The organism is Pelomicrobium sp. P1, assembly GCF_052805615.1.
Genome location: NZ_JBRBEM010000002.1, coordinates 290,835 through 317,164, shown reverse-complemented (window position 1 = coordinate 317,164; position 26,330 = coordinate 290,835). Strand labels below are relative to the sequence as shown.

At 67.8% G+C, this 26,330-nt stretch carries 20 protein-coding genes; all 20 read left to right on the top strand.

The window, feature by feature from the left end; all coding sequences use genetic code 11:
* The first annotated feature begins 28 nt into the window (after positions 1-28).
* The gene (locus tag ACUVYZ_RS03625; RefSeq protein WP_439933071.1) at positions 29-667 is read left to right on the top strand and encodes an XrtA/PEP-CTERM system exopolysaccharide export protein; all 639 of its coding nucleotides are present in this window, start codon (positions 29-31) and stop codon (positions 665-667) included.
* Positions 668-757: 90 nt separating this feature from the next.
* A complete protein-coding gene (locus ACUVYZ_RS03620) occupies positions 758-2,326 on the top strand; it encodes an XrtA system polysaccharide chain length determinant (protein WP_439933070.1) in 1,569 nt (522 codons plus the stop codon).
* A gap of 10 nt (positions 2,327-2,336) precedes the next feature.
* A complete protein-coding gene (locus ACUVYZ_RS03615; protein ID WP_439933069.1) occupies positions 2,337-3,257 on the top strand; it encodes an XrtA-associated tyrosine autokinase in 921 nt (306 codons plus the stop codon).
* A gap of 35 nt (positions 3,258-3,292) precedes the next feature.
* Entirely contained in the window at positions 3,293-5,290 is a 1,998-nt protein-coding gene (locus ACUVYZ_RS03610; protein ID WP_439933102.1) for a TIGR03016 family PEP-CTERM system-associated outer membrane protein, read from the top strand.
* Positions 5,291-5,293: 3 nt separating this feature from the next.
* Positions 5,294-6,427 carry an XrtA/PEP-CTERM system-associated ATPase gene (locus ACUVYZ_RS03605; protein ID WP_439933068.1) on the top strand — a complete coding sequence of 378 codons (1,134 nt, stop codon included), beginning with the start codon at positions 5,294-5,296 and terminating at the stop codon, positions 6,425-6,427.
* Positions 6,427-7,593, top strand: coding sequence for a non-hydrolyzing UDP-N-acetylglucosamine 2-epimerase (gene wecB / locus ACUVYZ_RS03600; protein WP_439933067.1), 1,167 nt, complete (start codon positions 6,427-6,429; stop codon positions 7,591-7,593). Before ACUVYZ_RS03605 ends, wecB begins: the two co-directional genes overlap by 1 nt.
* A 107-nt stretch (positions 7,594-7,700) precedes the next feature.
* The gene (locus ACUVYZ_RS03595) at positions 7,701-8,513 is read left to right on the top strand and encodes an XrtA system polysaccharide deacetylase (RefSeq protein WP_439933101.1); all 813 of its coding nucleotides are present in this window, start codon (positions 7,701-7,703) and stop codon (positions 8,511-8,513) included.
* Between the two features lie 3 nt (positions 8,514-8,516).
* Entirely contained in the window at positions 8,517-9,590 is a 1,074-nt protein-coding gene (locus ACUVYZ_RS03590) for a FemAB family XrtA/PEP-CTERM system-associated protein (RefSeq protein WP_439933066.1), read from the top strand.
* Positions 9,591-9,596: 6 nt separating this feature from the next.
* Entirely contained in the window at positions 9,597-11,207 is a 1,611-nt protein-coding gene (gene xrtA, locus ACUVYZ_RS03585; RefSeq protein WP_439933065.1) for an exosortase A, read from the top strand.
* Positions 11,204-12,403: a TIGR03088 family PEP-CTERM/XrtA system glycosyltransferase gene (locus ACUVYZ_RS03580; RefSeq protein WP_439933064.1), complete on the top strand. Its 1,200-nt coding sequence runs from the start codon at positions 11,204-11,206 to the stop codon at positions 12,401-12,403. Before xrtA ends, ACUVYZ_RS03580 begins: the two co-directional genes overlap by 4 nt.
* A 3-nt stretch (positions 12,404-12,406) precedes the next feature.
* Positions 12,407-14,335, top strand: a complete 1,929-nt coding sequence (locus tag ACUVYZ_RS03575) for an XrtA/PEP-CTERM system amidotransferase (RefSeq protein ID WP_439933063.1) — start codon at positions 12,407-12,409, stop codon at positions 14,333-14,335.
* A 2-nt stretch (positions 14,336-14,337) separates the two neighbouring features.
* Positions 14,338-15,576 (top strand): TIGR04063 family PEP-CTERM/XrtA system glycosyltransferase, encoded by a 1,239-nt coding sequence (locus ACUVYZ_RS03570; protein ID WP_439933100.1) that lies wholly within the window; start codon positions 14,338-14,340, stop codon positions 15,574-15,576.
* 291 nt (positions 15,577-15,867) lie between these two features.
* Positions 15,868-17,787 carry an asparagine synthase (glutamine-hydrolyzing) gene (gene asnB / locus ACUVYZ_RS03565; RefSeq protein WP_439933062.1) on the top strand — a complete coding sequence of 640 codons (1,920 nt, stop codon included), beginning with the start codon at positions 15,868-15,870 and terminating at the stop codon, positions 17,785-17,787.
* A gap of 271 nt (positions 17,788-18,058) precedes the next feature.
* Entirely contained in the window at positions 18,059-19,285 is a 1,227-nt protein-coding gene (locus ACUVYZ_RS03560) for a TIGR03087 family PEP-CTERM/XrtA system glycosyltransferase (protein WP_439933061.1), read from the top strand.
* Positions 19,282-20,598 (top strand): nucleotide sugar dehydrogenase, encoded by a 1,317-nt coding sequence (locus tag ACUVYZ_RS03555; RefSeq protein ID WP_439933060.1) that lies wholly within the window; start codon positions 19,282-19,284, stop codon positions 20,596-20,598. Before ACUVYZ_RS03560 ends, ACUVYZ_RS03555 begins: the two co-directional genes overlap by 4 nt.
* Positions 20,589-21,602, top strand: a complete 1,014-nt coding sequence (locus ACUVYZ_RS03550; protein WP_439933059.1) for a polysaccharide deacetylase family protein — start codon at positions 20,589-20,591, stop codon at positions 21,600-21,602. The genes ACUVYZ_RS03555 and ACUVYZ_RS03550 overlap by 10 nt, the downstream gene beginning before the upstream one ends.
* Positions 21,603-21,665: 63 nt before the next feature.
* On the top strand, positions 21,666-22,781 hold the full coding sequence (locus ACUVYZ_RS03545; protein WP_439933058.1) for a glycosyltransferase family 4 protein: 1,116 nt from the start codon (positions 21,666-21,668) through the stop codon (positions 22,779-22,781).
* Positions 22,778-24,160: a phenylacetate--CoA ligase family protein gene (locus tag ACUVYZ_RS03540; protein ID WP_439933057.1), complete on the top strand. Its 1,383-nt coding sequence runs from the start codon at positions 22,778-22,780 to the stop codon at positions 24,158-24,160. The genes ACUVYZ_RS03545 and ACUVYZ_RS03540 overlap by 4 nt, the downstream gene beginning before the upstream one ends.
* 2 nt (positions 24,161-24,162) lie before the next feature.
* Positions 24,163-25,491, top strand: coding sequence for a putative O-glycosylation ligase, exosortase A system-associated (locus tag ACUVYZ_RS03535; protein WP_439933056.1), 1,329 nt, complete (start codon positions 24,163-24,165; stop codon positions 25,489-25,491).
* Positions 25,463-26,242, top strand: coding sequence for a class I SAM-dependent methyltransferase (locus ACUVYZ_RS03530; protein WP_439933055.1), 780 nt, complete (start codon positions 25,463-25,465; stop codon positions 26,240-26,242). The genes ACUVYZ_RS03535 and ACUVYZ_RS03530 overlap by 29 nt, the downstream gene beginning before the upstream one ends.
* The last annotated feature ends 88 nt before the right edge of the window (positions 26,243-26,330 follow it).

Genomic DNA, 26,330 nt, shown 5'->3' with positions numbered 1-26,330 from the left:
CACTGCAACCATTAACAAGAGGTGGGTTATGGGCTCGTTCGATCCGTCCGGCATTCTTCGCTATGGGCGCCTGCTCGGGATCACGCTGGCATGGGCCGCTTTGCTCGGCGGCTGCGCCGCTCGGTCCGACTTGCCCCCCGCGCCGGCCACGGCGGCCACGCCGGAGTACAACTACATCATCGGGCCGCTCGACACCCTCAACGTGGTGGTGTGGCGCAACCCCGACCTGTCCACCACCGTGACCGTGCGCCCGGACGGCAAGATCACCGTGCCCCTGGCGGAGGACCTGGTGGCCATCGGCAAGGACTCCACCACCCTCGCCCGGGACATCGAAAAAGCGCTTTCCAAATACGTGCGCGATCCCGTGGTGACGGTGATGGTGACGGGCTTCATCGGCCCGTTCAGCGAGCAGATCCGGGTGATCGGCGAAGCGGCCAAGCCCCAGGTGCTGCCCTACCGCCAGAAGATGACCCTGCTCGACGTCATGATCGCCGTGGGCGGGGTCACCGAGTTCGCCGACGGCAACCGGGCCATCATCCTGCGCACCTCGGAAGGGAACAAGCAGTATAGCGTGCGCCTGAACGATCTGCTGAAGGACGGGGACGTGTCCGCCAACGTGGAAGTGAAGCCGGGCGACGTGCTGGTCATTCCCCAGAGCTGGTTCTGAGGGGAGAGGGCGTTTTTTCAGCAGCTTGCTAGCCGCCTGGGGCGGACCCCGTAGCGTCGCGCAGCCCGCCGGAAGGCATCGGAGAAGACGGTGGAACATCTGGTCAAGCAGCTTCGTGACATGGCCCGCGGCATGTGGCACCGCCGCTGGTACGGACTGGCGGTGGCGTGGCTGGTGGGCGCCGTGGGCGCGCTCGTCGTCTATTCGATCCCGGACCGGTACGAGGCTTCGGCCCGGGTCTACGTGGACACCGATTCGGTGCTGCGGCCCCTAATGACGGGCATCGCCGTGCAGCGCAATCTGGCGGAGGAGCTCTCCATCCTGAGCCGGATCCTCATTAGCCGGCCCAACGTGGAGAAGCTGGTGCGCATGACCGACAGCGACCTGGGAATCAAGTCGCCCCAGGAGCGGGAAAAGCTGATCGACCGGATGATGAGCAGCCTGCAGATCCGGGCCGCCCGCCGAGAGGACAATCTCTACACCATCTCCTACCGGGACACCAACCCGGAGCAGGCCAAGCGGGTAGTCCAGGCGCTCCTTTCCATCTTCCTGGAATCCAGCCTGGGGAACAAGCGCAGCGACGCGGAGCAGGCGGAGAAGTTCATCAACGAGCAGATCGCGATCTACGAAAAGCGCCTGCAGGACGCAGAGAACCGGCTCAAGGAGTTTCGCCTCAAGTACATGGGACTGGGCGCGGGCGGCGACCGGGACTACATCAGCCAGCTCACCGCCTTGAGCGAGGAGCTGGCCCGGGCCCGGGTGGAGCTGCGCGCGGCCGAGGAATCCCGGGACGCCCTCAAGCGGGAGCTCGCCGGCGAAGAACCGGTGTTCCTGCCCGATGCGGGAGCCGCCGTGCCCGCGGAGACGGGCGCGGTGCCCGAGATCGACGCGCGCCTGGCCACCCTGAAGCAAGCCCTGGACGAGCTGCTGCGCCGGTACACGGACCGGCACCCGGACGTGCAGAACACCAGGCGCATCATCGCCGAGCTGGAAAAGGAGAGGAAAGAGATCCTCGAGGCGCGGCGCGCGAGCGGAGGGGGTCCTGGGACGATGGGCTCGGCCGACCGCAACCCCGTCTACCAGCAGATCAAGGTGTCCCTCGCGGCGGCCGAGGCCAACGTGGCGGCCCTGCGCGCCCGGGTCGCCAACTACGAGGCGCGCTACCGGCAGCTCCAGGAAAGGCAGGCCCTCATCCCCCAGATGGAGGCGGAGCTGGCGCGCCTGAACCGGGACTACGAAGTGGAAAAACGCGCCTACGAAAACCTGGTGGCCCGGCGGGAGCAGGCCGCCATGTCCAAGGAGCTCCAGGGCTCGGGCGGAATCGGGGAATTCCGGGTCATCGACCCGCCCCGGGCCGAATCGAAGCCCGTGGCGCCGAACCGGTCCCTGCTGCTGCCCGTCGTTTTCGCCGGCTCCCTCGGCGCGGGCCTCTTGGCGAGCTTCCTGGTGAGCCAGCTCTTCCCCACGTTCCACGACAGCCGCACGCTGCGGGAGGTCACCCGGCGGCCGGTGCTCGGCACCATTTCCCTGCTGCCGAGCCCGGCCCTCACCCGCCAGCGCCGGCGCCGCATCGGGGCCTTCGCCGCCGGGCTCGCCGGGCTGGTGGCCTGCTATGCCGTGGGCATCCTGTTCACCTTGACCAAAACCCCTCTGCTGTGAGGCCGCCTCCGTGAGTATCATCGAACAAGCCGCCAAGCGGCTCGAACAGCTCAAGAAGTCGGGCATCCAGGTGCCCGACGGTTTGACCGGCGCCGAGCCCGCGTTGGGCTCCATAGGCCACCCGGCGCCCGACCTGGACCGGGGCGCCGGCCGCGAAGGCTTTTCCCATCCCCTGGAGGCGCCCCAGGGCCAGATCAGCCGCCGGGTGGAGATCGATCTGGGACGGATGCGGGCCGCCGGCATGGTGGTACCCGACATGCCCCAGTCCAAGCTCTCGGACGAGTTCCGGGTCATCAAGTGGCCCCTGCTCCAGAACGCCCGGGGCGGCTCCGCCGCGCCGGTGGAGCGGGGCAACCTGATCATGGTGGCGAGCGCGGTTCCCGGGGAAGGGAAAAGCTTCGTGGCCGTGAACCTCGCCATGAGCATGGCCATGGAACGGGATACCTACGTGCTCCTGGTGGACACGGACGTGGCCGGCCGGTCGCTGCCGGCCATTCTGGGGGTGCGGCATTCCGGTCCCGGCCTGCTGGATCTGCTGAGCAATCCCGGCCTGGATCCCTCGGAGGCGTTGTTGCGCACCAATGTGGAACGCCTGTCCCTGCTGCTGGCGGGGCGCCGGCACCCCCACGCCACCGAGCTCCTGGCAAGCGAGGCCATGCGGACCCTGCTGAACGAGATGGCCTACCGCTACAGCGACCGCGTCATCGTCTTCGACTCGCCGCCCCTGCTTGCCACTCCGGAGGCGCGGGTGCTCGCCACCTACATGGGCCAGATCGTGCTGGTGGTGGAGGCGGACCGCACCACCCACGCCACGGTGCAGCAGGCCCTGGAGACCCTGGAGCCCTGCCCAGTGGTCATGACGGTGTTGAACAAGGCATTCGAGTCGGAGGTCGGCTCCTACTACGGCTATCGCCAGCAGTTTTCGGATTGACGCCCTTGCGCCGGCTGACCGCGGTCTTCGCCTCCATGTCCATCCGCAACGGGAAAGCTATCGGGTGCGCTTCAGCGCAGCGCTTTTCGAGTGGTCGCCGTCCCTGGTTCGGTGCGTTTCGCTTCGCTCAATGCACCCTACGGCCCTGGGACTGTCTCTCAAGCTGGACACTGGCGCTTAGTCGATGCCTCACCTTTTGGGGAAGGACAGGATGGAGGTGGGGTCTGGCGGCGAGCATGAAAACTCATCCCCACCCCAACCCTCCCCTTGAAGGGGAGGGAACCCATCCCCACCCCAACCCTCCCCTTGAAGGGGAGGGAACCCATCCCCACCCCAACCCTCCCCTTGAAGGGGAGGGAGCCCATCCCCACCCCAGCCCGCCCACGGCCCGGCAGGCAGGCCGGGCCGGCTCTGCGAGCCCAGAGCAGTGCTCTGCGAAACCCCCGCTCCGCCCCCTTGCAGGGGAGGGGGCGGGCTTTCCTCCCCGAGGAGGAGGGGTAGCTTTCCAGCGGCATGTTAGCCATTGCGGCGGGCTCGTACTGGGGGCGGCGCTCGGCCTCCTCGCCGCCGCCGCCCACGGCGCCGACTGGAGGCTGGAAAGCGGGGTGTCAGCGCGGGCAACCTACACCGATAACGTGAACCTTGCTCCCAGCGGTCGGGAGGAGGGCGACCTCTACACCGAAGTGCGGCCCCGCATCGGTATCCGGGGAGAGGGGGGGCGGCTCAAGCTTTCCGCCGACTACTCTCCCCGGCTGCTGTATTACGTGAATCAGACCTCCCGCAGCCGCATCGCCCACGAGCTCGCCTCCTCCGCCAAGCTGGAGGCCATCGAGAACTTTTTTTTCATCGACGCCAACGCCGACATCTCCCAGGAGTTCGTCTCCCCTTTCGGCCCCCAGCCCGGGGACGTGGGCCTCGACACCGATAATCGCATCGAGACCCGCAGGCTGCGGGTTTCGCCCTATATCCAGGGCCGGACGGTGGGCAACATCGACTACCTCGGCCGCTACGAGACCACGTGGACCGACACCGATCGGGAGAGCCTCGCCAACGCCCGGCGCACCAAGTGGCTGGGGCGCCTCTCGGCGCCAACCCGGCGTATCGGCTGGAGCGCCGAAGCGTTTCGCGAGGAGACCAAGTTCGAAGACCAGCAAACGTTTACCAACAACCTGGGACGCCTGATCGTCACCTACCAGGTCGTTCCCACCTTCCGCGTAGAAGCCCGGGGCGGCTACGAGCAGAACGATTTCGGGCTCACTGATCAGGAGGGCGCCATCTACGGCGCCGGCCTCGATTGGCGCCCGACCCCGCGAACGGCGGTGAACGGCTTCTGGGAGGAGCGCTTCTTCGGCAGCTCTTTCGGGGCCAACCTCACCCACCGCACCCGGCTCACCGCGTGGCGGCTCTCGGCCTCCCGCGACATCAGCGACTTCCCCCAGGAACTCTTCACCCTGCAGCCCGGCTTCACGCCGCTGCTTTTGGACGCCATCTTCGCCGCGCGCATCCCGGACCCGGTGGAGCGCTTCAACGCCGTGGTCCAGTTCCTGCAGGAGAACCAGATTCCTCTTTTCCTCAATACGCCGCTGCGCTTTTTCACCCAGCGGATCTTCCTGCGGGAGCGCTACGAGGCCTCCGCCGCCATCAACGGAGCGCGTAACACCGTTGTCTTTTCGGTCTTCTATAGTGACAACGAGCCGGTCTCCACGACCAATGCGACCTTGCCTCCGGAACTCCTGTTGGTGGACCAGCCGTTCACCCAGATCGGGGCGTCGATTTCCTACACCCTGCGGCTGACCCGCTTGAGTAACGTGAACCTGCTGCTCTCCCACACCCGCACCAAGCGCGAGCAAACCCTTGCGGGCAGCCGCCCCGATTCCGAGCAGAACAGCGTGCGGCTCACCTATTCCACCCAGCTCGCCCCCAAAACCCGGGGGTTGGCCGGCGCCCGGTACCAGCAGTTCGACTCCGACGATCCTCTGTTCAACAACTACAACGAGTTCGCGGTATTCGTCGGCCTCGACCACCGCTTCTGAGCCATGTACGAAGCCTTCTACGGGCTGAAAGGCAAGCCCTTCCAGCTCAACCCGGACCCCGCTTTCCTCTACGCGAGCCGCGGCCACAAGAGCGCCCTCGCCTATCTCAAATACGGCATGTACCAGGGGGAAGGCTTCATCGTCATCACCGGCGAGATCGGCACGGGCAAGACCACTCTGATCCGCAGCCTCCTGGAGCAGCTCGACCGGCAGAAAGTGGTGGCGGCCCAGCTCGTGAGCACCCAGCTCGACGCGGAAAACCTGCTGCGGGCAGTGGCCACCGCCTTCGGCATCCCGGTGAAGGCGCCCCACAAGGCGGAGCTGCTGGCCGAGATCGAGGCCTACCTCACCGCCCTGGTGCCGCGGCACAAGCGGGCCTTGCTGATCGTGGACGAGGCCCAGAACTTGAGCCCCCGGGCGGTGGAGGAGCTGCGCATGCTGTCCAACTTTCAGCTCGGTAACCACGCCCTGCTGCAAAGCGTGCTGGTGGGGCAACCCGAGCTGCGGGAAGTGATGCGCAGCGCCCGCATGAAGCAGTTGCGCCAGCGGGTGATCGCCTCCTACCACCTGGGTCCCATGGACCGCCAGGAAACCCAGGGTTACATCGAGCACCGCCTGGCGCGGGTGGGATGGGTAGGCGATCCCCAGTTCGACGCCGAGGCCATGGACGAGATCTACGGCGCCACCGGCGGCGTTCCCCGGCGCATCAACACGCTGTGCAACCGCCTGCTCCTCGCTGGCTATCTGGCGGAAAAGCACGTCTTCCGCGGGGAGGACGTGCGCGCGGTGACCGCGGAGATGAAGGACGAGGGCGGCCTGGACCTGGCCGTGTCCCAGGACGAGGGCGCCCCGGCGCCAGCCGAGCAGGGGGCCACCAGGGAGCGGGCGGCCCCTAAAGCGGCGGCCGGGGCAGGACAGGGGAGCCCGGCCGACAGCCTCGGGCCCGGGGAAGGCCTGGAGCTAGCCGGTGGCCTGGGCAGCTCCGAAGGCATGGACCCGGTGAGCCTGCAGCAACGGCTGCTGCGGCTGGAGCGGGCCATGTTCACGGTGCTGGACCTGTTGAGCGAGCTGGTGCGCAAGGAAAGTTCCGGCGCGCCGGGGGCGAAGCCCGCAGCCAGGCAGAGGGAGCGAGGCTGATGGGCGCTGCGGACGGCAAGCAGGGACCCATCCTGTGCGTGGTGGGGGCGCGCCCCAATTACATGAAGATGGCGCCTCTGCTCGGCGCCTTTTCCGCCCGGGGGGATCTGCCCGGCGCAGTGCTGGTGCACACGGGACAGCACTACGACTGGCTCATGAACGACCAGTTGTTCCGCGACCTGGGGCTGCCGCCCCCCGACGTGAACCTGGAGGTGGGCTCGGGCAGCCACGCGCTGCAGACCGCGGAAATCATGCGCCGCTTCGAGCCGGTGGTGGACAACTACGCACCGAGCTGCGTGGTGGTGGTGGGTGACGTCAACTCCACCCTGGCCTGCAGCCTGGTGGCGGTGAAAAAGGCGGTGCCCGTGGTCCACGTGGAGGCGGGCTTGCGCAGCTTCGACCGCACCATGCCGGAGGAGATCAACCGGCTCCTGACCGATCAGCTCGCCGAGGTGCTCTACACCACCGAGCCCGCGGCGGCGGAGAACCTGGCCCGGGAAGGTGTGGAGCCAGAGAAGATCCACTTCGTGGGCAACGTCATGATCGATTCCCTGCTGTGCCATCTGCCCCATGCAGTGCCAGCGGCGTCCACCTTGGGCAAGGCCGGCTTTTCCATCGACGAGCGGGGCTTCGGGCTGGTCACTTTGCACCGTCCCTCCAACGTGGACGAGCCCGAAGCGCTGGCCGAAACGGTAGAGATCCTGAAGGCGGTAAGCGAGCGCTTGCCCCTGGTTTGGCCCGTTCATCCGCGCACCCGCGCCAACCTGGAGCGCTTCGGCCTCGCTGCCCGCTTCGCCACCCCCTCCATCGCCCTGCTCCCCCCGGCGGGTTACCTGGAGATGCTGGGCCTCTTGGGCGCAGCCCGGGTGGTGCTCACCGATTCCGGCGGGGTGCAGGAGGAGACCACCGCCCTGTCGGTTCCTTGCCTGACCCTACGGGACAACACCGAGCGTCCCATCACGGTGGAGCAGGGCACCAACACTCTGGTGGGCCGCAACCGGGGGCTGATCCTCTCCCTAGTGGAGGCCATCCTGGCCGGGCGGGGAAAGAAGGGACGACGACCCGAAGGCTGGGATGGCCACGCCGCGGAGCGCATCGCCGCCCATCTCGCCGGGTGGCTCGCCCGCCGGCCGGCTGAAGGGCCCTTGACCCGGGTTTCGCCATGAGGCCGGATCCCGCACCCCGGCCCACGGCCGACGGCTTTCCCGTGGCCGACGGCCTTCCCTTGACCGATGGTCTTCCCAGGGCCGACGGTTCCACCGTGGTCAACGCCATGTCCATCGACGTGGAGGACTACTTTCATGTGTCGGCCTTCGAGCCCCAGATCCACCGGGACGCCTGGGAGCGGTTTCCCTGCCGGGTGGAACGCAACGTGGAGCGAGTGCTCACCCTCCTCGCGGGGGCCAGGGCGCGGGCTACATTCTTCGTCCTGGGCTGGGTGGCGGAGCGCTATCCCCGCCTGGTGAAAGCGATCGCCGAGGCGGGGCACGAAGTGGCGAGCCACGGCCATGGCCACCGGCGAGCGGGGGATCAGCCGCCCGCGGCGTTCCTGGAGGACATCCGACGGGCGAAGTCCCTCCTGGAAGACATCACCGGCCAGCCGGTGAAAGGCTACCGGGCCCCCAGCTTTTCCTTCAACCGGCACAACTCCTGGGCCTTCGACTGCGTGCTGGAAGCCGGCTACCGCTACAGCTCCAGCGTCTATCCGGTGCGCCACGACCACTATGGCATGCCCGAGGCGCCCCGCTTCCCTTACTCGCCCCGACCGGGGCTCCTGGAGGTGCCCGTGACCACGGCGCGGCTGTGGAACGCCAACCTGCCGGCGGGGGGCGGCGGCTATTTCCGCCTCTTTCCCTACGCGGTGTCCCGGGCCTTCCTCCGGCGCGTGAACCGGGTGGACGGCATGCCCGCCGTGTTCTATTTCCATCCCTGGGAGCTGGACCCGGAACAGCCCCGGGTCCCCGGGGTGGCGCTGAAGGCCCGTTTCCGCCATTACTTGAACCTCGCCCGCACCGAACGGCGGCTCAAGCGCCTGCTCGACGATTTCGCCTGGGACCGGGTGGACCGGGTGTTTCTCAAGGACTGAGGCATGGGGGGCATCGAGCGCGTACTCGTCCCGCGGCAGAAGGCAGCCGGCATCGCCGTGCGACGCTACGGGGACGCGGATCGGGCCCGCTGGTCCGCTTTCGTGGCCGGCTGCCCGGAGGCGACCTTTTTCCATCGCATCGAGTGGAAAGAGGTGATCGAGGGCGTCTTCGGCCATCGCACCCATTACCTCCTGGCCGAGGAGGGCGGCGAGGTGGTGGGCGTGCTGCCCCTGGCGGAAATGAAGAGCCTCCTCTTCGGCCACCGCCTGACCTCTCTGCCTTTCTGCGCGTACGGAGGCGTCGCCGCGGTCCGCGAGGGCGCCCGGCGCGCCCTCATCGAGGCCGCCCGCGCCCTGGGCCGGGACCTGGGCGTGGATCACCTGGAGCTGCGCCATCGGGAGCCGCGGGAGCCCGCCTGGCCGCGCCAGGATCTCTACGTGACCTTCCGCAAGACCTTGGCTCCGGAACCCGAAGTGAACCTGAACGCGGTTCCCCGCAAGCAGCGGGCCATGGTGCGCAAAGGCATCAAGGCGGGCTTGAGCAGCGAGATCGACGCCACGGTGGACCGCTTCTTCCGCCTTTACGCGGACAACGTGCACCGCCACGGCACGCCGGCCCTGCCCCAGGATTACTTCCGGGCCCTCCAGCAGGCTTTCGGCGGCGACTGCGAGGTGCTCACCGTGGTGGACCCCGCGGGCCGTCCCCTTTCCAGCGTGCTCTCCTTCTATTTTCGGGACGAGGTCTTGCCCTATTACGCCGGGGACGACGCCAGCGCCCGGGAGCTGGCGGCCAACGATTTCAAGTACTGGGAGCTCATGCGGCGCGCATGCGAGCGGGGCGTGCGGGTCTTCGATTACGGCAGGAGCAAGCGGGGCACCGGGTCCTACGACTTCAAGCGCCACTGGGGGTTCGAGCCCTCGCCCCTCCATTACGAGTACTGCCTGTACCGGGGAACCGCCATTCCCCAGCACAATCCCCTCAACCCCAAGTACCGGGCTTTCATCGCCCTCTGGCGGCGCCTGCCCCTTGGGGTGGCCAACGCGCTGGGGCCCCGCATCGTGCGCCATCTAGGGTAGTCCGGAATGAAAGTAGAAACCGACCCCTTCGTCGCCGCGCCGGACCCGCCTCCCGGGACGGGGCGTTCCGGGCTTTTCGGGCAGGGCTTCCCCTGGCCTTTCGGAACGAGCGGGATCGCCGTCCTGGTGGCCGCCGCAGTGATGGTCGGACTGCTGCTGCTTTACTTCGACACGCTTCGCGACCTGGTGTCCATCTGGTACCGCTCGGAGACCTTCGCCCACGGCTTCCTGGTGGCGCCCATTGCCCTGTGGCTCGTGTGGCGCGACCGGCACCGGCTGACGGGACAGGTGCCGCGGCCCTTCTACCCCGCCCTGGCGGGCGTGGCGCTGGCGGGATTCGGCTGGCTCCTAGGAGAGCTGGCCAGCGTGATCGGGGTCACCCATTTCGCCCTGGTGCTCATGCTCCAGGCCGCCCTCGTCGCGGTCCTGGGCCTGGGGATCGCCCGGCGCATCGTCTTCCCCCTCGCCTTTCTGCTCTTCGCCGTGCCGGCGGGGGAGTTTCTCGTGCCGGCCATGATGAACGTGACCGCCGACGTCACCATCGCCGCCCTGCGCGCATCCGGCGTCCCGGTATACCGGGAAGGCAACTTCTTCCTCATTCCCACCGGCGCCTGGTCGGTGGTGGAGGCCTGCAGCGGGGTACGCTACCTCATCGCCAGCTTCATGGTGGGCTGCCTCTACGCCTACCTGGTCTACCGCAAGCCCCTGAAACGGCTGGCCTTCGTCGCCGTCTCCCTGGCGGTGCCGGTGGTCGCCAACTGGCTGCGGGCCTATCTGATCGTCATGATCGGCCATCTCTCCGGCAACAAGCTGGCGGCCGGGGTGGACCATCTGATCTACGGATGGCTGTTTTTCGGCGTGGTGATAACCCTGACCTTCTGGATCGGCTACTTCTGGCGCGACCCGCCGGAGCAAGCCCCCCCTGCCGCGGCGCCCGCTGGACCAGCGGGGGCGTCCACCGCCACGGGGTCGCTGCTCATCGCCGCCGCCTTCGCCCTCTCCATCGGGAGCCTGTGGCCGGCGGCCCTGGCGGCCCTGGACGCGCCCCGCAACGCCCCGCCGCCCGCGCTGGCGGCGAGCGATCTCGCCGGGCCTTGGCAGCCCGCTGCACCTTTCACTCCCTGGAAGCCGGCGTTCGAGTCACCCCGGGCCGAGCTCAACGCCGCATTCCAGCGGGACGGCGCTGCCGTCGGGCTCTACCTCGCCTACTACCGGGATCAGCGCCAGGGCGCCGAGCTGGTGAGCTCGTTGAACGCCCTAGTCAAGACCAGCGACCAGAGCTGGCGGCAGGTGAGCGGCGGGACGGCCCGACTCGCCTGGAAAGGGGAGCCGCTCCAGGCGAAATCCGCCTTGCTGGCGGGCCCCGGCCAGCGGTTCCTCGTCTACCAGTGGTACTGGGTCGATGGCCGGCTTACTGCCGTCGATCACCTGGCCAAGCTCTACCTAGCCTGGCTGAAGCTCCAGGGACGGGGGGACGATTCCGCCCTGGTGGTGGTCTATACCCCGGTCGAAGACGACCGGGAAGCGGCCGAACGAACCCTCAAGCGGTTCGTCGCCGACATGGCCCCCGCCATCGACGACCTGCTCGAGCGCGCCGCCGGAGGAGGCCGCCCATGAGTGCCCGGGCCGAACGTCCTCTGATCCTGCACGTGGTGTACCGCTTCGCCGTGGGCGGGCTGGAAAACGGGGTGGTGAACCTCATCAACCGCATGCCCGAAGAGGCGTTTCGCCACGGCGTCGTGTCCCTGACCGACGTTTCCGAGGAGTTCCGCCGCCGCGTCGCCCGCAAGGACGTGGTCTTCGTGGCCCTGCAAAAGAGCCCCGGCCATGCCTTGCGCCTCTACCCCCGGCTCTACCGGCTCTTTCGCGAGCTCAAGCCCGCCATCGTCCACACCCGCAACCTGGCCGCCCTGGAGGCCGTGGTTCCCGCCTGGGCCGCCGGGGTGCCCGCCCGGATCCACGGCGAGCACGGCTGGGGCGCCCAGGATCTGGACGGAACCAACGGCCGCTACCGGCGCATGCGCCAGTTGTTCTCGCCCTTCGTCCATCGCTACATCGCCCTGTCCCAGCATCTGGAGCGCTATCTCACCGATGCCGTGGGCATCGGTAAGGAGCGGGTCCTGCAGATCTACAACGGGGTGGACACGGAGCGCTTCCGTCCAGCCAAGGAGGCGCCGGTGTTGATCGAGGGCTATCCCTTCCACGATCCCGGGCTCTGGGTGGTGGGCACGGTGGGCCGCTTGGAGACGGTCAAGGACCAGCCCACCCTGGCCCGGGCTTTCGTGCGGGCCCTGGAGCGCAGCCCGGGCGCGCGCGAGCGGCTGCGGCTTGCCCTCGTCGGCGACGGCCCCCTGCGGGAGGCCACCCGGCGGATCCTGGAGGAGGCGGGCGTCGCCCATCTCGCGTGGATGCCAGGGGAGCGCTCCGACGTGGCGGAGCTCCTGCGGGGCTTCCATTGCTTCGCCCTGCCCTCCCTGGCGGAGGGCATCTCCAACACCATCCTGGAGGCAATGGCCTCGGGGCTGCCGGTGATCGCCACCCGGGTGGGCGGCAACGGGGAGCTGGTGGCCGACGGCATGACCGGGCGGCTCGTCCCGCCCGCAGACCCCGAGGCCCTGGCGTCCCGGATTCTGGACTACTTCCATCACCCGGAGGTGGCCCGGCGCCACGGCACCGCCGGGCGCAGCCGGGTGGTGCGGCAGTTCAGCCTGGCCCAGATGGTGGCCCGCTACCAGGAGGTCTACGAGGCCTTGGCTTCGGCGCGGCGCGGCGAACGGGGCGCGGCCACCGCGAGCCCCACCCCGGGGCGGTGACCCATGTGCGGGCTGGTGGCCATCTTCGACACACGGGGGCGCCGGGACATCCCCCGGGAGGCGGTGGCGCGCATGAACGAGGTCCAGCGCCACCGGGGTCCCGACGAAGGGGCCGTGCACCTGGAGCCGGGCCTCGCCCTAGGCCACCGGCGGCTTTCCATCATCGACCTCGCCACCGGCCAGCAACCCCTGTTCAACGAAGACGGGAGCGTCGCCGTGGTGTTCAACGGCGAGATCTACAACTACCAGTCCCTCATCCCCGAACTCACGCGCCTGGGGCATGCGTTCCGCACCCGCAGCGACACCGAAGTCATCGTTCATGCCTGGGAGGCCTGGGGCGAGGCCTGCGTGGAGCGGCTGCGGGGCATGTTCGCCTTCGCCCTCTGGGATCGCAATCGGGAGACCCTGTTCCTCGCCCGGGACCGGCTCGGAGTGAAACCCTTGCATTACGCGCTCCTGCCCGACGGGCTGCTGCTGGTCGGCTCGGAACTCAAGAGCCTGCTAGCCCACGGGGGGTTGAGCCGGACCCTGGATCCTTGCGCCGTGGAGGAGTATTTCGCCCTCGGGTACGTCCCGGAGCCGCGCACCATCTTCAAGCAGGCGCTGAAGCTGCCCCCGGGCCACACCCTCACCGTGCGCCGCGGGGAAGCGCTTCCGGCACCCCGGGAGTATTGGGATGTCGCCTTCACCCTGGACAACCCCATCCCGGAGGCCGACGCCCGGGCCGAGCTGCTGGCGCGGCTGGAGGAGTCGGTGCGGTTGCGCCTGATCGCCGAGGTGCCCCTGGGGGCCTTCCTCTCCGGCGGCGTGGATTCCAGCGCGGTGGTGGCCACCATGGCAGCGGTCGCCCAGGAGCCGGTACGCACCTGCTCCATCGCCTTTTCCGATCCGGCCTTCGACGAGTCCCGCTACGCGGCGCTGGTGGCGGAGCGGCTGGGCACCGAGCACTTCGTCCACCCGGTGGACGTGGACGATTTCGATCTCCTGGACGAGCTCGCCCGCGTCTACGACGAACCCTACGCCGACAGCTCGGCGATCCCCACCTACCGGGTATGCCAGCTCGCCCGCCGCCACGTGACCGTAGCCCTGTCGGGGGACGGCGGCGACGAGAGCTTCGGCGGCTACCGGCGCTACCGGCTCCACATGAGGGAAGAAAAGCTGAGGGCGTCCCTGCCGCTTGCCCTACGGCGGTCCGTCTTCGGGCTCCTCGGGCGCGTCTATCCGAAAGCTGACTGGGCGCCCCGGTTCCTGCGGGCGAAGAGCACCTTCGAGGCTCTCGCAAGAAGCTCGGTGGAGGCGTACTTCCAGGGCGTGTCGATCCTGCGCGATTCCATGCGGCGCGAGCTTTACAGCCCCGCGTTCCGCGCCGAGCTCGGCGGCTACAACGCCTTCGAGGTGTTCGAGCGCCACGCCCGCCGCGCCAACCGGGAGGACCCCCTCGCCCTGGTACAGTACCTGGATCTGAAGACCTATCTCGTGGGCGACATCAACACCAAGGTGGACCGAGCCAGCATGGCCCATTCCCTGGAGGTGCGCGAGCCCCTGATGGACCATCCCCTGGTGGAGTGGCTCGCGACCCTGCCCTCCACCTTCAAGGTGCGCGGCGGCGAAGGCAAGTTCCTGCTCAAGAAGGCAATGGAGCCGAAGCTGCCGCAGGAAATCCTCTACCGGCCCAAGATGGGCTTCGCCGTGCCCCTCGCCCGCTGGTTCCGCGGCCCCTTGCGGGAAAGGGTGCGCCGGGCGCTCCTGGGCGACGCCCTGGCGCAAACCGGCCTGTTCAACCCCGCGTTCCTGCGCCAACTGGTAGAGGCCCACGAATCCGGACGGTCGGACCACAGCGCGCCCCTGTGGACGCTGCTCATGTTCGAGGCATTCCTGCGCCATACCCTGGGCCAGGAAACCGCCCAGCGGCGGGAGACCGTGGCGGCATGAGCCTGCGCGTCCTCCACCTCCTGGACCATTCGGCCCCCCTGCACAGCGGGTACGCCTTTCGCACCCTGGCGATCCTGCGGGAAGCCCAAGCCCTGGGCTGGAAGACCTTTCACCTGACCTCCCCCAAGCAAGGCCCCTGCGCGGCGGACGAGGAGCAGGTGGACGGCTGGCACTTCTACCGTACCCCGGTAAGCAACCGTTTCTGGGCCAGGGGAACCCTCCTTGAACCCTTTGCCTGCATGCTGGCCACGGCCCGGCGGCTGGACGCCCTCACGGCGCGGCTTGCGCCCGACGTGCTGCACGCCCACTCGCCCGTGCTCAACGCGCTTCCCGCTTTGTGGGTGGGGCGCCGCCGCGGCGTCCCCGTGGTCTATGAGATGCGGGCGTCATGGGAAGATGCCGCCGTGGATCACGGCACCACCACCGAAGGGAGCGCGCGCTACCGGCTGTCCCGGGCCCTGGAGACCTTCGCCCTGCGCCGGGCCGACCACGTTACCACCCTGTGCGAAGGGTTGCGGCGGGACATCGCCGCCCGGGGCATCCCGGAGGAGAGAATCACCGTGATCCCCAACGGAGTGAATCCGGCCCAGTTCGGCGCCGGGCGGCCCCGGGACCCAGCCCTGGCCGCCGCCCTGGGGCTGGAGGGCGCAACAGTGCTCGGCTTCGCCGGTTCCTTCTACGCCTACGAGGGCTTGGATCTCCTGATCGACGCCATGGCCCTGCTCGCGCCGCGCCACGGGGCCCTCAAGCTCCTGCTGGTGGGCGGCGGCTTTCAGGAAGAAGCGCTCAAGCGCCAAGCGCAGGCGTTGGGCCTCATGGGCCGGGTGATCTTCGCCGGGCGCGTGCCCCATGCGGAAGTCAGCCGCTACTACGATCTCGTCGACATCCTGGTTTATCCCCGGCGCTCCATACGGTTGACCGAGCTGGTGACGCCGTTGAAACCCCTGGAAGCCCTGGCCCAGGGGAAGCTGGTGGTGGCCTCCGACGTGGGGGGCCACCGCGAGCTGATCCAGGACGGGCGCACAGGCATCCTCTTCCCCGCGGGCGACGTGGGAGCCCTGGCCCAGGCCATCGAGCGGTTGCTGGAAGAACCTCAACGATGGGAGACGCTCAAGCGGGCGGGACGAAAGTTCGTGGAGGAAGAGCGCACCTGGGCCCGCAGCGTAGCGCGATACGCGGCCGTGTACGAACGGGTGCTAGCGAAGCGGGACGCCAAGATTCCCGTTATCGCCGGACGGTGAATGGGTCAGACCCGGAAATCGCTATTCAGCCACAAATGGACACGAATGTTCACGAATAAGACAAGGCCTTATTTCACCGAATATGACTGGTAGGAAGAAGAGAGCGCGCCTCTCGGCCCCCCTCTCCCGTGTGGAGAGGGGACAGGGGAGAGGGCGATCCAGTAGCCGTAGGGTGCGCTTCAGCGCACCGCCCGGAGGTATCGACCTCGCCGCGGCGGTGCGTTTCGCTTCGCTCCACGCACCCTACAAAACTTTATTGGCGGCTGAAAAGACAAGGAATTAGGTCGGGCCATGTGCGGCATTTACGGCGTGCTCCATCTGGACGACTCCCCCGCCGACCCGGGGCAGGTCTCCCCCATGGGCCGGGTGATCGTCCATCGTGGGCCGGACGACGAAGGCCTGCACCACGACGGCCCCTGCGCCATCGGCATGCGGCGCCTGTCCATCATCGATCTCGCCGGCGGCCACCAGCCCCTCGCCAACCGGGACCGCACCCTCTGGCTGGTATGCAACGGAGAGATCTACAACTTCCGGGAGCTGCGGCAAGCCCTCTCCGCCCGGGGCCACCGCTTCCTCACCGGCTCCGACAGCGAGGTGATCCTCCACGCCTACGCGGAATACGGGGACGATTTCCTCCAGCACCTGAACGGCATGTTCGGCTTCGCCCTGTGGGACGCGCCGCGGCGGCGGCTCCTGATCGGGCGCGATCGCCTAGGCATCAAGCCCCTCTACTACGCGCTGAACGGGCGGCGGCTCGCGTTCGCCTCGGAAGCCAAGTCCATCCTGGCGGCTCCGGGCTTTTCCCCCCGCGTCGATCGCTCCGCCCTGGCGGAATACCTGCAATGGGGTTACGTGCCCGCGCCCCACTGCCTGTTCGAGGGCATCCGCAAGCTCCCGCCCGCCACGTTGCTGGTGGCCGAGAACGGCCGCCTGGAAGAGCGCCGCTACTGGCGCATCCCCGAGGAGATCGACCGGGAAATGTCGGAGGCCGAGTGGGTCGCCGCGGTGCGCGAGCAGATGGAGCGGTCGGTGCGCATGCAGATGGTGAGCGATGTGCCCATCGGCGCTTTTCTCTCCGGCGGTCTCGACTCGAGCGCCGTGGTGGGCTACATGAGCCGCGCGGCCGACGCCCCGGTCAAGACCTATTCCATCGGTTTCGAGGGCAGCGCCGCCGACGACTATTACAACGAACTGCCCCACGCCCAGCGGGTGGCGCGCCTCTTCGGCACCGACCACCACGAGATCCTGGTCAAGCCCGACGTGGCGGCCCTCCTGCCGCGGCTCTTGTGGCACATGGACGAGCCCATCGCCGACAGCGCCTTCCTCACCACCTACCTGGTGTCGGAATTCGCCCGGCGGGAAGTCACCGTAATCCTCTCCGGTGTGGGGGGCGACGAGCTCTTCGGCGGCTATCGCCGCTACCTGGGCAACCACTTCGCCGCCCGCTTCGAGCGCCTGCCCGGGTGGCTGCGTCGCTCCGCGGTGCGGGCCGGCCGCGTGCTTCCCAGCGACCGGCACTCGGGCGCCTTGAACGCTATGCGGCTTGCTAAGCGCTTCCTCGCCAGCGCCGAGCTTACCTTCGAAGAGCGCTACCGTTCCTACGTACAAATCGCCGCGCCCGAGATGCTCGCTGAGCTCTCCGGCATGAGCTTCGATGGGGACGATGCCCTCGACCGGGCCTTCGCCGCCGCTTCGAGCGACGACAGTCTGAACCGCATGCTGGTGGTGGACGCCGAGACCCAGCTCCCCGACGACCTGCTGCTGCTCACCGACAAGATGAGCATGGCCACCTCCCTGGAATGCCGGGTGCCGCTCCTCGACCACGAGCTGGTGGAGCTCGCCGCCCGCATGCCCGAGGCGATCAAGGTGCGCAAGGGTGAACTCAAGCGTCTGATGAAGATCGCCCTTTCCGACCTGCTGCCCCTGGACGTGCTCCAGCGCGGCAAGCGCGGCTTCGGCACCCCCATGGGGGCCTGGCTGAAAGGATCCCTGGCGGGGCTGCTGGAGAGCGTGCTATCCGAGGAGGCGGTGGCGCGCCGGGGTCTCCTCAATTACCCGGTGCTGCGCCGGATCGTGGCCGATCACGCGGCGAACCGGGAGGACTACACGGACCTGTTGCTGGCGCTTCTCAATCTGGAGATCTGGGGTCGCATTTACCTGGACCAGCGCACGCCGGAGGATGTGACGGCGGAGTTGAAGGAATTCGTGTGATGGCCACTATCGTGGTGACGGCGATCGAAACCCATCCCCACCCCGGCCCTCCCCTTGAAGGGGAGGGGGCCCATCCCCACCCCGGCCCGTCCACGGCCCGGCAGGCAGGCCGGGCCGGCTCCGCAGGCGCAGAGCAGTGCCCCGCGAAACCCCCGCTTCGCCCCCTTGACGGGGAAAGAACTCGTCGGAAAACGAAAAGTCTACCCACCTTGCGTTGTACTGGACAAACAGGGATAGACCCCGGGTGGCAGGGTAGCGAAAAGGTCTTGGCATGAACATTCTCTACCTCTGCCATCGCTTCCCCTATCCGCCCAAGCGGGGCGGGAAGATCCGGCCGTTCAACATGATCCGGCACTTGAGCCGCCAGCACCGGGTCACGGTGGCCTCCCTCGCCCGCTCCGAAGCGGAAGCCCGGGAAGGGCAAGGCCTCGGTTCGGTGTGCGCCCACTTCGAAATGGTGCAGGTCCACAATCCGGTGCAGGTGGTGCGCATGGTGGCGCGCCTGCCCACCCGGGCGCCCTCGTCCATGGGCTTCTTCTACTCGCCGGAGCTCGCCCGGCGCATCCGGCGCCTGCTCGCGCGGGAAAGCTTCGATCTCATCTTCGTGCACTGCTCGTCGGTGGCGCAGTACGTGGAGGACGTCCAGGGCATCCCCAAGATCCTGGACTTCGGCGACATGGACTCCCAGAAGTGGCTGGAGTACGCCTGCTACAAGCCCTTCCCCCTGTCCCTGGGCTACTGGCTGGAAGGGGTAAAACTCATGCGGGCGGAGAAGCGCCTCGCGAGCAAGTTCGACCTGTGCACCGCCACCACCCGGGCCGAGTGGGAAACCCTGGTGGGCTACGGCGTGCCGGTGGCCACCGACTGGTTCCCCAATGGGGTGGACACGGAATTTTTCACTCCCGCCCGAGAGCCTTACGATCGTGACATGCTCTGCTTCGTTGGGCGCATGGACTACTACCCGAATCAGGAATGCATGTTCAGTTTCTGTGAGCGGGTATGGCCGCGACTCAAGGCCCGCCGGCCGGGATTGAAGCTCTTCATCGTGGGGGCCGACCCTTCCCGGCGGGTGCGGCGCCTGGGATCGATCCCCGGGGTCACGGTGACCGGCAGCGTGGACGACGTGCGGCCCTACGTGCACCGTTCCGCCCTCATGGTGGCGCCCCTCAACATTGCCCGGGGTACCCAGAACAAGATCCTGGAGGCCATGGCCATGGGCGTGCCGGTGGTGGCGAGCCGCGTGGCGGCCGGGGGTGTGGACGCGGAGCCTGGGGAGCATTTTCTGGTCGCCTCCACCCCGGAGGAATACGAGGACGCGATCCTGCGCATCCTGGACGACTCTCGGGAACGGGAGCGGCTGGCGGAAAACGGGCGCGCCCGCATGCTCTCCCACCACGCCTGGCCCATGTCCATGCGACGGCTGGACCAGGCCATCGCCCGTTGCCTGGCCACGTACCGCGCCCGCGATCTTCCCTTGCAGGAGGTAGCCCAGTCGTGAACATCAGCATCTTTGGCCTCGGTTACGTGGGCGCGGTGTCCCTCGCCTGCTTGGCCCGGGACGGCCACCGAGTGATCGGCGTGGACATCGACGCCGCCAAGCTGGACCTGATCCGCCGCGGCAAGACACCGGTGGTGGAGGAAGGCATGGTGGAGCTCATGGAGGCGGTGGCGGCCTCGGGTCGGGTTCGGGTGACCGACGACGCCCGGGAGGCGGTGCTGGAGAGCGACCTTTCCTTGATCTGTGTGGGCACCCCCTCCGCGCCCAACGGCAGCCAGGACCAGTCGGCCATCCTGCGCTTGACGAAATCCCTGGGCGTGGCGCTGCGGGAGAAGAACACGCCCCACGTCTTCGTCTACCGCTCCACCCTGGTGCCCGGCACGGTGGAAGAAGTGCTGCGACCCTTGCTCGAAGGCCAGTCGGGAAAACGCGATGGGGACGGTTTCCACATATGCTTCCAGCCGGAGTTCCTGCGGGAGGGCTCCTCCATCGCCGACTACGACCACCCCCCCTTCACCATCGTGGGCGCCTCCCACCCCTATCCGGTGGAGCGGCTCAAGGCGCTGTTCGGCCACCTGCCCTGCGAGTTCCACGCCACCTCCATTCGCGCCGCCGAGATGGTCAAGTACTCCTGCAACAACTTCCACGCCTTGAAGATCACCTTCGCCAACGAAACGGCGCGGCTGTGCGAGGCTCTCGGGGTGGACCCGTTCGAAGTGATGGACCTGGTGTGCCGGGACACCCAGCTCAATATCTCCCGGGCCTACCTCAAGCCGGGCTTCGCCTTCGGCGGCTCCTGCCTGCCCAAGGACCTGCGAGCGACCCTGCACATGGCCAAGATGCGGGACGTGGAGCTGCCCATGCTGGGCGGGATCCTGCCGTCCAACCGGACCCACATCGACCACGCCATAGCCAAGATCATGGCCTCGGGCAAGCGACGCGCGGGTTTGATCGGGCTCTCGTTCAAGGCGGGCACCGACGACCTGCGGGAAAGCCCCCTGGTGCTGCTCGCCGAGCACTTGATCGGCAAGGGGCTGTCGTTGCAAGTCTACGACCCGGAGGTGCAGCTCTCGCGCCTGCTGGGCGCCAACCGCCGCTTCATCGAGGAGCACCTGCCCCACATCGGCTCCCTCCTGCGCTCGAGCCTGGAGGCGGTGGTGGCCGATTCCGAGGTGTTGGTGGTGGGCGCGGCCTACGACAGGCTCGCGGAGGCCCTGGCGCGGCACGTGCAAGAGGATCAGCTCGTGCTGGATCTGACCGGGGCACTGCGCAAGCTACCACTCAAGGGAACGGTCCTCGGGTTATGCTGGTAAGCCGCACTCTCTTGGGCCGCCAAGAGCGCGGCGGGCTGGACGTGCCGCTGCGCGCTCTGCTGCAATGCCTGTCTCCCGGCGGCGCCCGGGGGCGCCTCACGGTGCTCATCTTCCACCGGGTGCGTACGAGCCCCGACCCCCTCTTTCCCGGCGAGCCAGATGCTCAAGCGTTCGAACAGCAGATGCGGTGGGTCCGGCACTGGTTCGAACCCCTGCCCCTGGAGGAAGCGGTGGCCCTGCTCCATACCGGGCAACTGCCACCCAGGGCGTTATGTATCACTTTCGACGACGGCTACGCCGACAACCTGACGGTGGCGCTGCCCGTTCTGCAGCGGCTCGGGCTCCCCGCCACATTTTTCATCGCCACCGGCTTCCTCGACGGCGGGATCATGTGGAACGATCAGGTGATCGAAGCGGTGCGGCAATCTCGGGCAAACCCCCTCGCGCTGGACGACCTAGACCTGGGGGTGCACCCGTTGGGCAGCGTCGAGGAGAAGCGGGCAGCCATCGCCGCCTTGATCGGGGCCCTCAAGTACCTTCCCCTGGAAGCCCGGGCGGAAAAGCTGGCGGCCCTGGTGGAGCGGACGGGGGCGCGGCTCCCCCGGGACCTGATGCTCACCAGCGACCAGTTGAGGGCGCTGCGGCGGGCGGGCATGGGGATCGGGGCCCATACGGTCCACCATCCGATCCTCGCCAAAGTCGGCGCGCAGGAAGCGCGGGAAGAGATCGTGGAAGGGGCGAGCCGCCTGGAAGAGCTGTTGAGAGAGCCGGTACGGCTTTTCGCCTATCCCAACGGCAGGCCCGGGCGGGATTATGCTCCCGAGCACGTGGCAATGGTGCGGGAGCTGGGATTCGCCGCCGCCTTTTCCACCGCGTGGGGGGCCGCCGGGACCGGCTGCGATCCGTTCCAGATCCCCCGGTTCACACCCTGGGACCGGACCCGTATCCGGTACGGCCTGCGCCTGGCGCGAAACCTGTTGCGGCGGCCCGCGCTGTGCCACTAAGCGTCCCATTTCCATGACGAATGATCGCTTGCAGACAGCCGAACTTTTCCCGTTCCCCACATCATGAATCCCGTAGCGCCACGCGCCTTGAGGATCGGCCTGGTGGGGCCCCTGCCGCCTCCCTTCGGGGGCATGGCCAACCAGACCCGGCAGCTCGCCGGGCTGCTGGAACGGGAGGGCTTGGAGGTGGAGGTGATCCGTACCAATGCCGAGCCTCGCCCCGCCTGGATCGGCCGCATCCGCGGGTTGCGGGCCCTGTTCCGCCTCCTGCCGTATCTGGTACAACTCTGGCGCGCCGCGGGACGGGTCAGTCTCTTTCACGTCATGGCCAACTCGGGCTGGGCCTGGTATCTGCACGCCTGCCCCGCCGTGTGGGTAGCGAAACTCAAGGGTATTGCGGTGATCGTGAACTACCGGGGCGGGGGTGCCGAGACCTTCTTTTCCGGCGCCGGACGGCTCGGTCGCGCCGCGCTCGCCCGGGCGGATGCCCTGGTTACCCCCTCCGGGTTCCTGAAAGCCGTGTTCGAGCGGTTCGGATTCCAGGCCACGGTGATCCCCAACATCGTGGACCTGGAGCGGTTTCGCCCGGCAGCCCGCCGCCCCGAGGTTGCGGGCAAACACATCGTGGTCGCCCGCAACCTGGAGCCCATCTACGACATCGCCTCCGCCCTGGCGGCCTTCGCCCGGGTACGCGCCCGTATCCCGGAGGCGCGCCTCACGGTGGCGGGCACGGGGCCCGAACTGGAGCGGCTGCAGGCCCTGGCGCGGGCGTTGGGCATCCAGGAAGCCGTGACCTTCGCTGGCCGAGTGGCTAATGAACACATGCCCTTCCTCTACCAATCCGCGGACGTCATGCTCAATCCCAGCCGGGTGGACAACATGCCCATCTCGATCCTGGAAGCCTTCGCGAGCGGAGTGCCGGTCGTGTCCACCGACGCAGGCGGCATCCCCTACATCGCCGAGCACGAGCGCACCGCCTTGCTGGTGAAGCCGGGCGACGCACAAGCCATGGCCGACGCCCTGGTGCGGGTGTTGGTCGACGCCGAGCTTGCCGCCCGGCTGGCTCGGGCCGGGTTGGAAGAAGCGCGGCGCTACCGCTGGGAGGCGATCCGCGGCTTGTGGCTCGCCGAATACGGGCGGCTTTCCGGCTGCCGCCTTCCGGTAGGAACTAGCACATGAGCCTATACACGGCCTTCTGCTCGGCGGTCCTCTTCCCGCTCCACGAGCGCTTGAAGGGGCACGACACTCGGCAGGTTCTGCGCTCCCTGGAGCGTAGCCAGTGGTTAGCCCCGGAGGCGCTGGACCGGCTACGGGTAGAGCGCCTGCGCGCACTTCTCATGCACGCGGCGAGCCACACGCGCTACTACCGGCAGCGCTTCGTCGAGGCGGGGTTCGATCCGGCCGGGATCAGGTCCATCTCGGATCTGGCGGCGTTACCGGTCCTCACCAAGGCCGAGATCCGGTCCAATTTCGACGACCTGCTGGCGGAAAATGCGCGTAACGTGAAGCTCTATTCCACCACAGGATCCACCGGGGATCCGTTGCGCTTCTACATCGGTCGAGCGCGCATCACCCATGACGTGGCGGCCAAGTGGCGCGCCACCCGCTGGTGGGGCGTAGACGTGGGCGACCGGGAAATAGTGCTCTGGAGCTCCCCCATCGAGCTATCAGCGCAGGACCGCCTGCGGCGGTTGCGCGACCGGCTTCTGCGCAGCCGGCTTGTCCCCGCAACGGCGCTCACCCCGGAAAAACTCGATGCCATCGTGGCCGACATCCGCGCCTACCGGCCCAAGATGCTGTTCGGCTATCCTTCGGCCCTCACCCTGATCGCCCAGCACGCCGAGCACAAAGACATCCGGCTGGACGATCTGGGCATCGCCGTCGCCTTCTGCACCGCCGAGCGGCTTTATCCCCACCAGCGGGAGCGGATCGCGCGGGTGTTCGGCTGCCGGGTAGCGGACGGTTACGGCGGGCGCGACGCCGGATTCCTCGCCCACGAGTGCCCGGCCGGGGGGCTCCACCTCACGGCGGAGGACGTGATCGTGGAGACGGTGGATTCGCGCGGCCGCCCTGTGCCGCCGGGGAAGCCGGGGGAAGTGGTGGTGACCCACTTGTTTTCCCACGAGTTTCCCTTCGTTCGCTACAAAAACGGCGACGTGGCGGTGCTGTCCGACCGTCCCTGCCCCTGCGGGCGCGGGCTGCCCCTTCTTCAAGAAGTGCAAGGCCGCAGCAACGATCTCCTGCTGGGCTTGAGCGGCCAGCGCGTCCACGGCACGGCCTTTTCGATACTGCTTCGGGAGTTGCCTGGCGTCGAGCAATTCAAGATCGTTCAGGAAGCGCTGGATCTCGTGCGCCTGCAATTGGTGGTGAGGCGGAGCTACGATAGGGTGCGGACGCGGGAGCGCATGCTCGCCGCGTTCCGCCACCATCTGGGGGATCGGGTGACGGTGGAGATCGAGGAAGTGGAAGCGATCGCCCCCGAGCCCACGGGCAAGTACCGTTACGTAGTCAACAAAATCCGAGAACCGGTTTTCGAACCCGAGAAGTCAGCGCCTTAATCATGCCCCTGCGCGACATCGTTCTCACGGGATTCATCTTCGGGGCGCTTGTCTTCGTGTTCAAGCGCCCATGGATCGGGATGCTCCTGTGGCACTGGATCGGGCTCATGAACCCCCACCGCTCCACCTGGAGCTTCGCCCGGGATCTTCCCTTCGCCCAGGTGGTGGGGCTCACCACCGGCATCGCGTTCCTGCTCTCTCCCGAGAAGAAGCGCTTTCCGGTATCGGCGTTGACGATGACGCTCATCGCCTTCATTGTGTGGGTGTGTATCACGACCATTTTCGCTTTGTACCCCGACTCCGCGGTGGATCAATTGAAGAAGTTCATCAAGGTCCAGCTCGGGGTTTTGCTGACGCTTTTCGTCATGCAGGACAAGGAGCGCATCCTGTGGCTCGTGCGGGTCGTGGCGCTTTCCATCGCCTTCTATGGAGTCAAGGGCGGTCTTTTCACGCTGCGTACCGGTGGCGCGGGCATGGTGTTGGGCCCTTACGGCAGCTACATCTCGGGCAATACCGAAATTGCGCTGGCCATCACCATGGTGGCGCCGCTCCTCTACTACATGGCCCAGCAGACCGAGCAGCGGTGGCTGCGTTGGGGTCTGTACGGCGCCCTGGGCCTATGCGCTATCGCGGTCATCGGCTCCTATTCCCGGGGCGGGCTTCTCGCCATCATCGCCATGGTGTTTTTCCTCTGGCTCAAGAGCCGCAGGAAAGCGCTCCTCCTGCTCCTACTGCCGCCGGTCCTGCTCCTCGGCCTGAGCGTGATGCCGGAGCGGTGGTTCGAGCGCATGGGCACCATCGCCACTTACCAGGAGGATTCCTCGGCTCTCGGACGGCTCAACGCCTGGGCCTTCGCCTTGAATCTCGCCCAGGACCGGCCCATCACCGGCGGCGGTTTCCAGGCCTTCAAGCCCAGCGCCTTCGAGCGCTGGGCTCCAGAGCCGGAGCGTTTTCACGATTCCCACAGCATCTGGTTCGGCGTGCTTGGAGAGCATGGCTACGTCGGGCTGAGTCTATTTATGCTTTTTTGGTGGTTTGTCTGGAGAACGGCTTCCAAGATCATCCAAGCATCCAAGGATCGCGACGATCTGCGCTGGGCCGGCGATCTGGCGGCCATGATCCAAGTGAGCTTGGTGGGTTATTTCGTGGGCGGATCGTTCCTGGGCCTCGCCTACTGGGATTACCCCTACCTGCTGGCGGCGATGTTGGCGCTCACCCATATGGTGGTATCCCGGGAAGTGGTACCGGCAACCGAACCGGCCCCTCGAGCGTGGCCGCCGTCCGTCCCTGTCCCACCATCGAATGCATCCAACGACGCCAGAAACGCCTAGCCGACCGCCGCGAGGACCGGCCCCGTTCGAGACCGTCTGGCGCCGGCGCTTCCAGGAGTTCGCCGAGCTGCGCGACGACGACGCGGGGATCGCCGGTTGGAGCGCGAGCGGGCTGGAAGCGCGGCTGCGCCATTTCCTCGCCTTCTGGGAAGGCTTGACGCCCGAATCCCTGTGGCTCGACGCCGGGTGCGGTGCCGGCACCTATTCCCGGCTCCTCGCCCGCGCAGGCGCCCAAGTCGTGGCGGTGGATTACTCTCCCCCTACCCTCCGCAAAGCCCGCGAGCGAAGCGACGGCGCGGACTGCGCCTGGGTGGTCTCCGACGTGCAGCGGCTTCCATTCCGTGCAGCTCGATTCGACGGCGTCCTGTGCTTAGGTGTGCTGCAGGCCCTCTCTGCCTCGGCGCCGGCGGTACGCGAGCTCGCCCGGGCGGTGCGCCCCGGCGGCGCGGTGTGGATCGACGCCTTGAACGGCTGGTGCCTAGCGAACCTGTGGGTTCGGCTCAAGCGCTGGGCGCGAGGCAAGCCCATGCACCTGCGCTACGAGTCGCCCTGGGCCCTGCGGCGGGTGATCCGGGAGGCCGGATTCGAAAACGTGCGTCTTTACTGGATGCCCATTCTGCCGGTGCGGTGGCAGCGCTGGCAGGCCGTCATGGAGCATCCGGCCGTCCGGCTCCTTCTGCGCTGGATTCCGCCGCTGGGGCTGGCCGTGAGCCACGCCTTCCTGATGAGGGCGGAGAAGCCGACGAAATAAAGCGCGCCAAGCGCGGCGATGCGCACCGCCGGGTGTCGGTGCATTCGAAACCGGGCAGCGGTGCGCTGAAGCGCATCACCCTACGATT

Bases quoted from the DNA above. Each gene is read 5' to 3' on its own strand.
- ACUVYZ_RS03625 (WP_439933071.1), top strand. From the start codon at position 29: ATGGGCTCGTTCGATCCGTCCGGCATTCTTCGCTATGGGCGCCTGCTC.
- ACUVYZ_RS03610 (WP_439933102.1), top strand. From the start codon at position 3,293: ATGTCCATCCGCAACGGGAAAGCTATCGGGTGCGCTTCAGCGCAGCGC.
- ACUVYZ_RS03605 (WP_439933068.1), top strand. From the start codon at position 5,294: ATGTACGAAGCCTTCTACGGGCTGAAAGGCAAGCCCTTCCAGCTCAAC.
- wecB (WP_439933067.1), top strand. From the start codon at position 6,427: ATGGGCGCTGCGGACGGCAAGCAGGGACCCATCCTGTGCGTGGTGGGG.
- ACUVYZ_RS03595 (WP_439933101.1), top strand. From the start codon at position 7,701: ATGTCCATCGACGTGGAGGACTACTTTCATGTGTCGGCCTTCGAGCCC.
- ACUVYZ_RS03590 (WP_439933066.1), top strand. From the start codon at position 8,517: ATGGGGGGCATCGAGCGCGTACTCGTCCCGCGGCAGAAGGCAGCCGGC.
- xrtA (WP_439933065.1), top strand. From the start codon at position 9,597: ATGAAAGTAGAAACCGACCCCTTCGTCGCCGCGCCGGACCCGCCTCCC.
- ACUVYZ_RS03580 (WP_439933064.1), top strand. From the start codon at position 11,204: ATGAGTGCCCGGGCCGAACGTCCTCTGATCCTGCACGTGGTGTACCGC.
- ACUVYZ_RS03575 (WP_439933063.1), top strand. From the start codon at position 12,407: ATGTGCGGGCTGGTGGCCATCTTCGACACACGGGGGCGCCGGGACATC.
- asnB (WP_439933062.1), top strand. From the start codon at position 15,868: ATGTGCGGCATTTACGGCGTGCTCCATCTGGACGACTCCCCCGCCGAC.
- ACUVYZ_RS03560 (WP_439933061.1), top strand. From the start codon at position 18,059: ATGAACATTCTCTACCTCTGCCATCGCTTCCCCTATCCGCCCAAGCGG.
- ACUVYZ_RS03550 (WP_439933059.1), top strand. From the start codon at position 20,589: ATGCTGGTAAGCCGCACTCTCTTGGGCCGCCAAGAGCGCGGCGGGCTG.
- ACUVYZ_RS03545 (WP_439933058.1), top strand. From the start codon at position 21,666: ATGAATCCCGTAGCGCCACGCGCCTTGAGGATCGGCCTGGTGGGGCCC.
- ACUVYZ_RS03540 (WP_439933057.1), top strand. From the start codon at position 22,778: ATGAGCCTATACACGGCCTTCTGCTCGGCGGTCCTCTTCCCGCTCCAC.
- ACUVYZ_RS03535 (WP_439933056.1), top strand. From the start codon at position 24,163: ATGCCCCTGCGCGACATCGTTCTCACGGGATTCATCTTCGGGGCGCTT.
- ACUVYZ_RS03530 (WP_439933055.1), top strand. From the start codon at position 25,463: ATGCATCCAACGACGCCAGAAACGCCTAGCCGACCGCCGCGAGGACCG.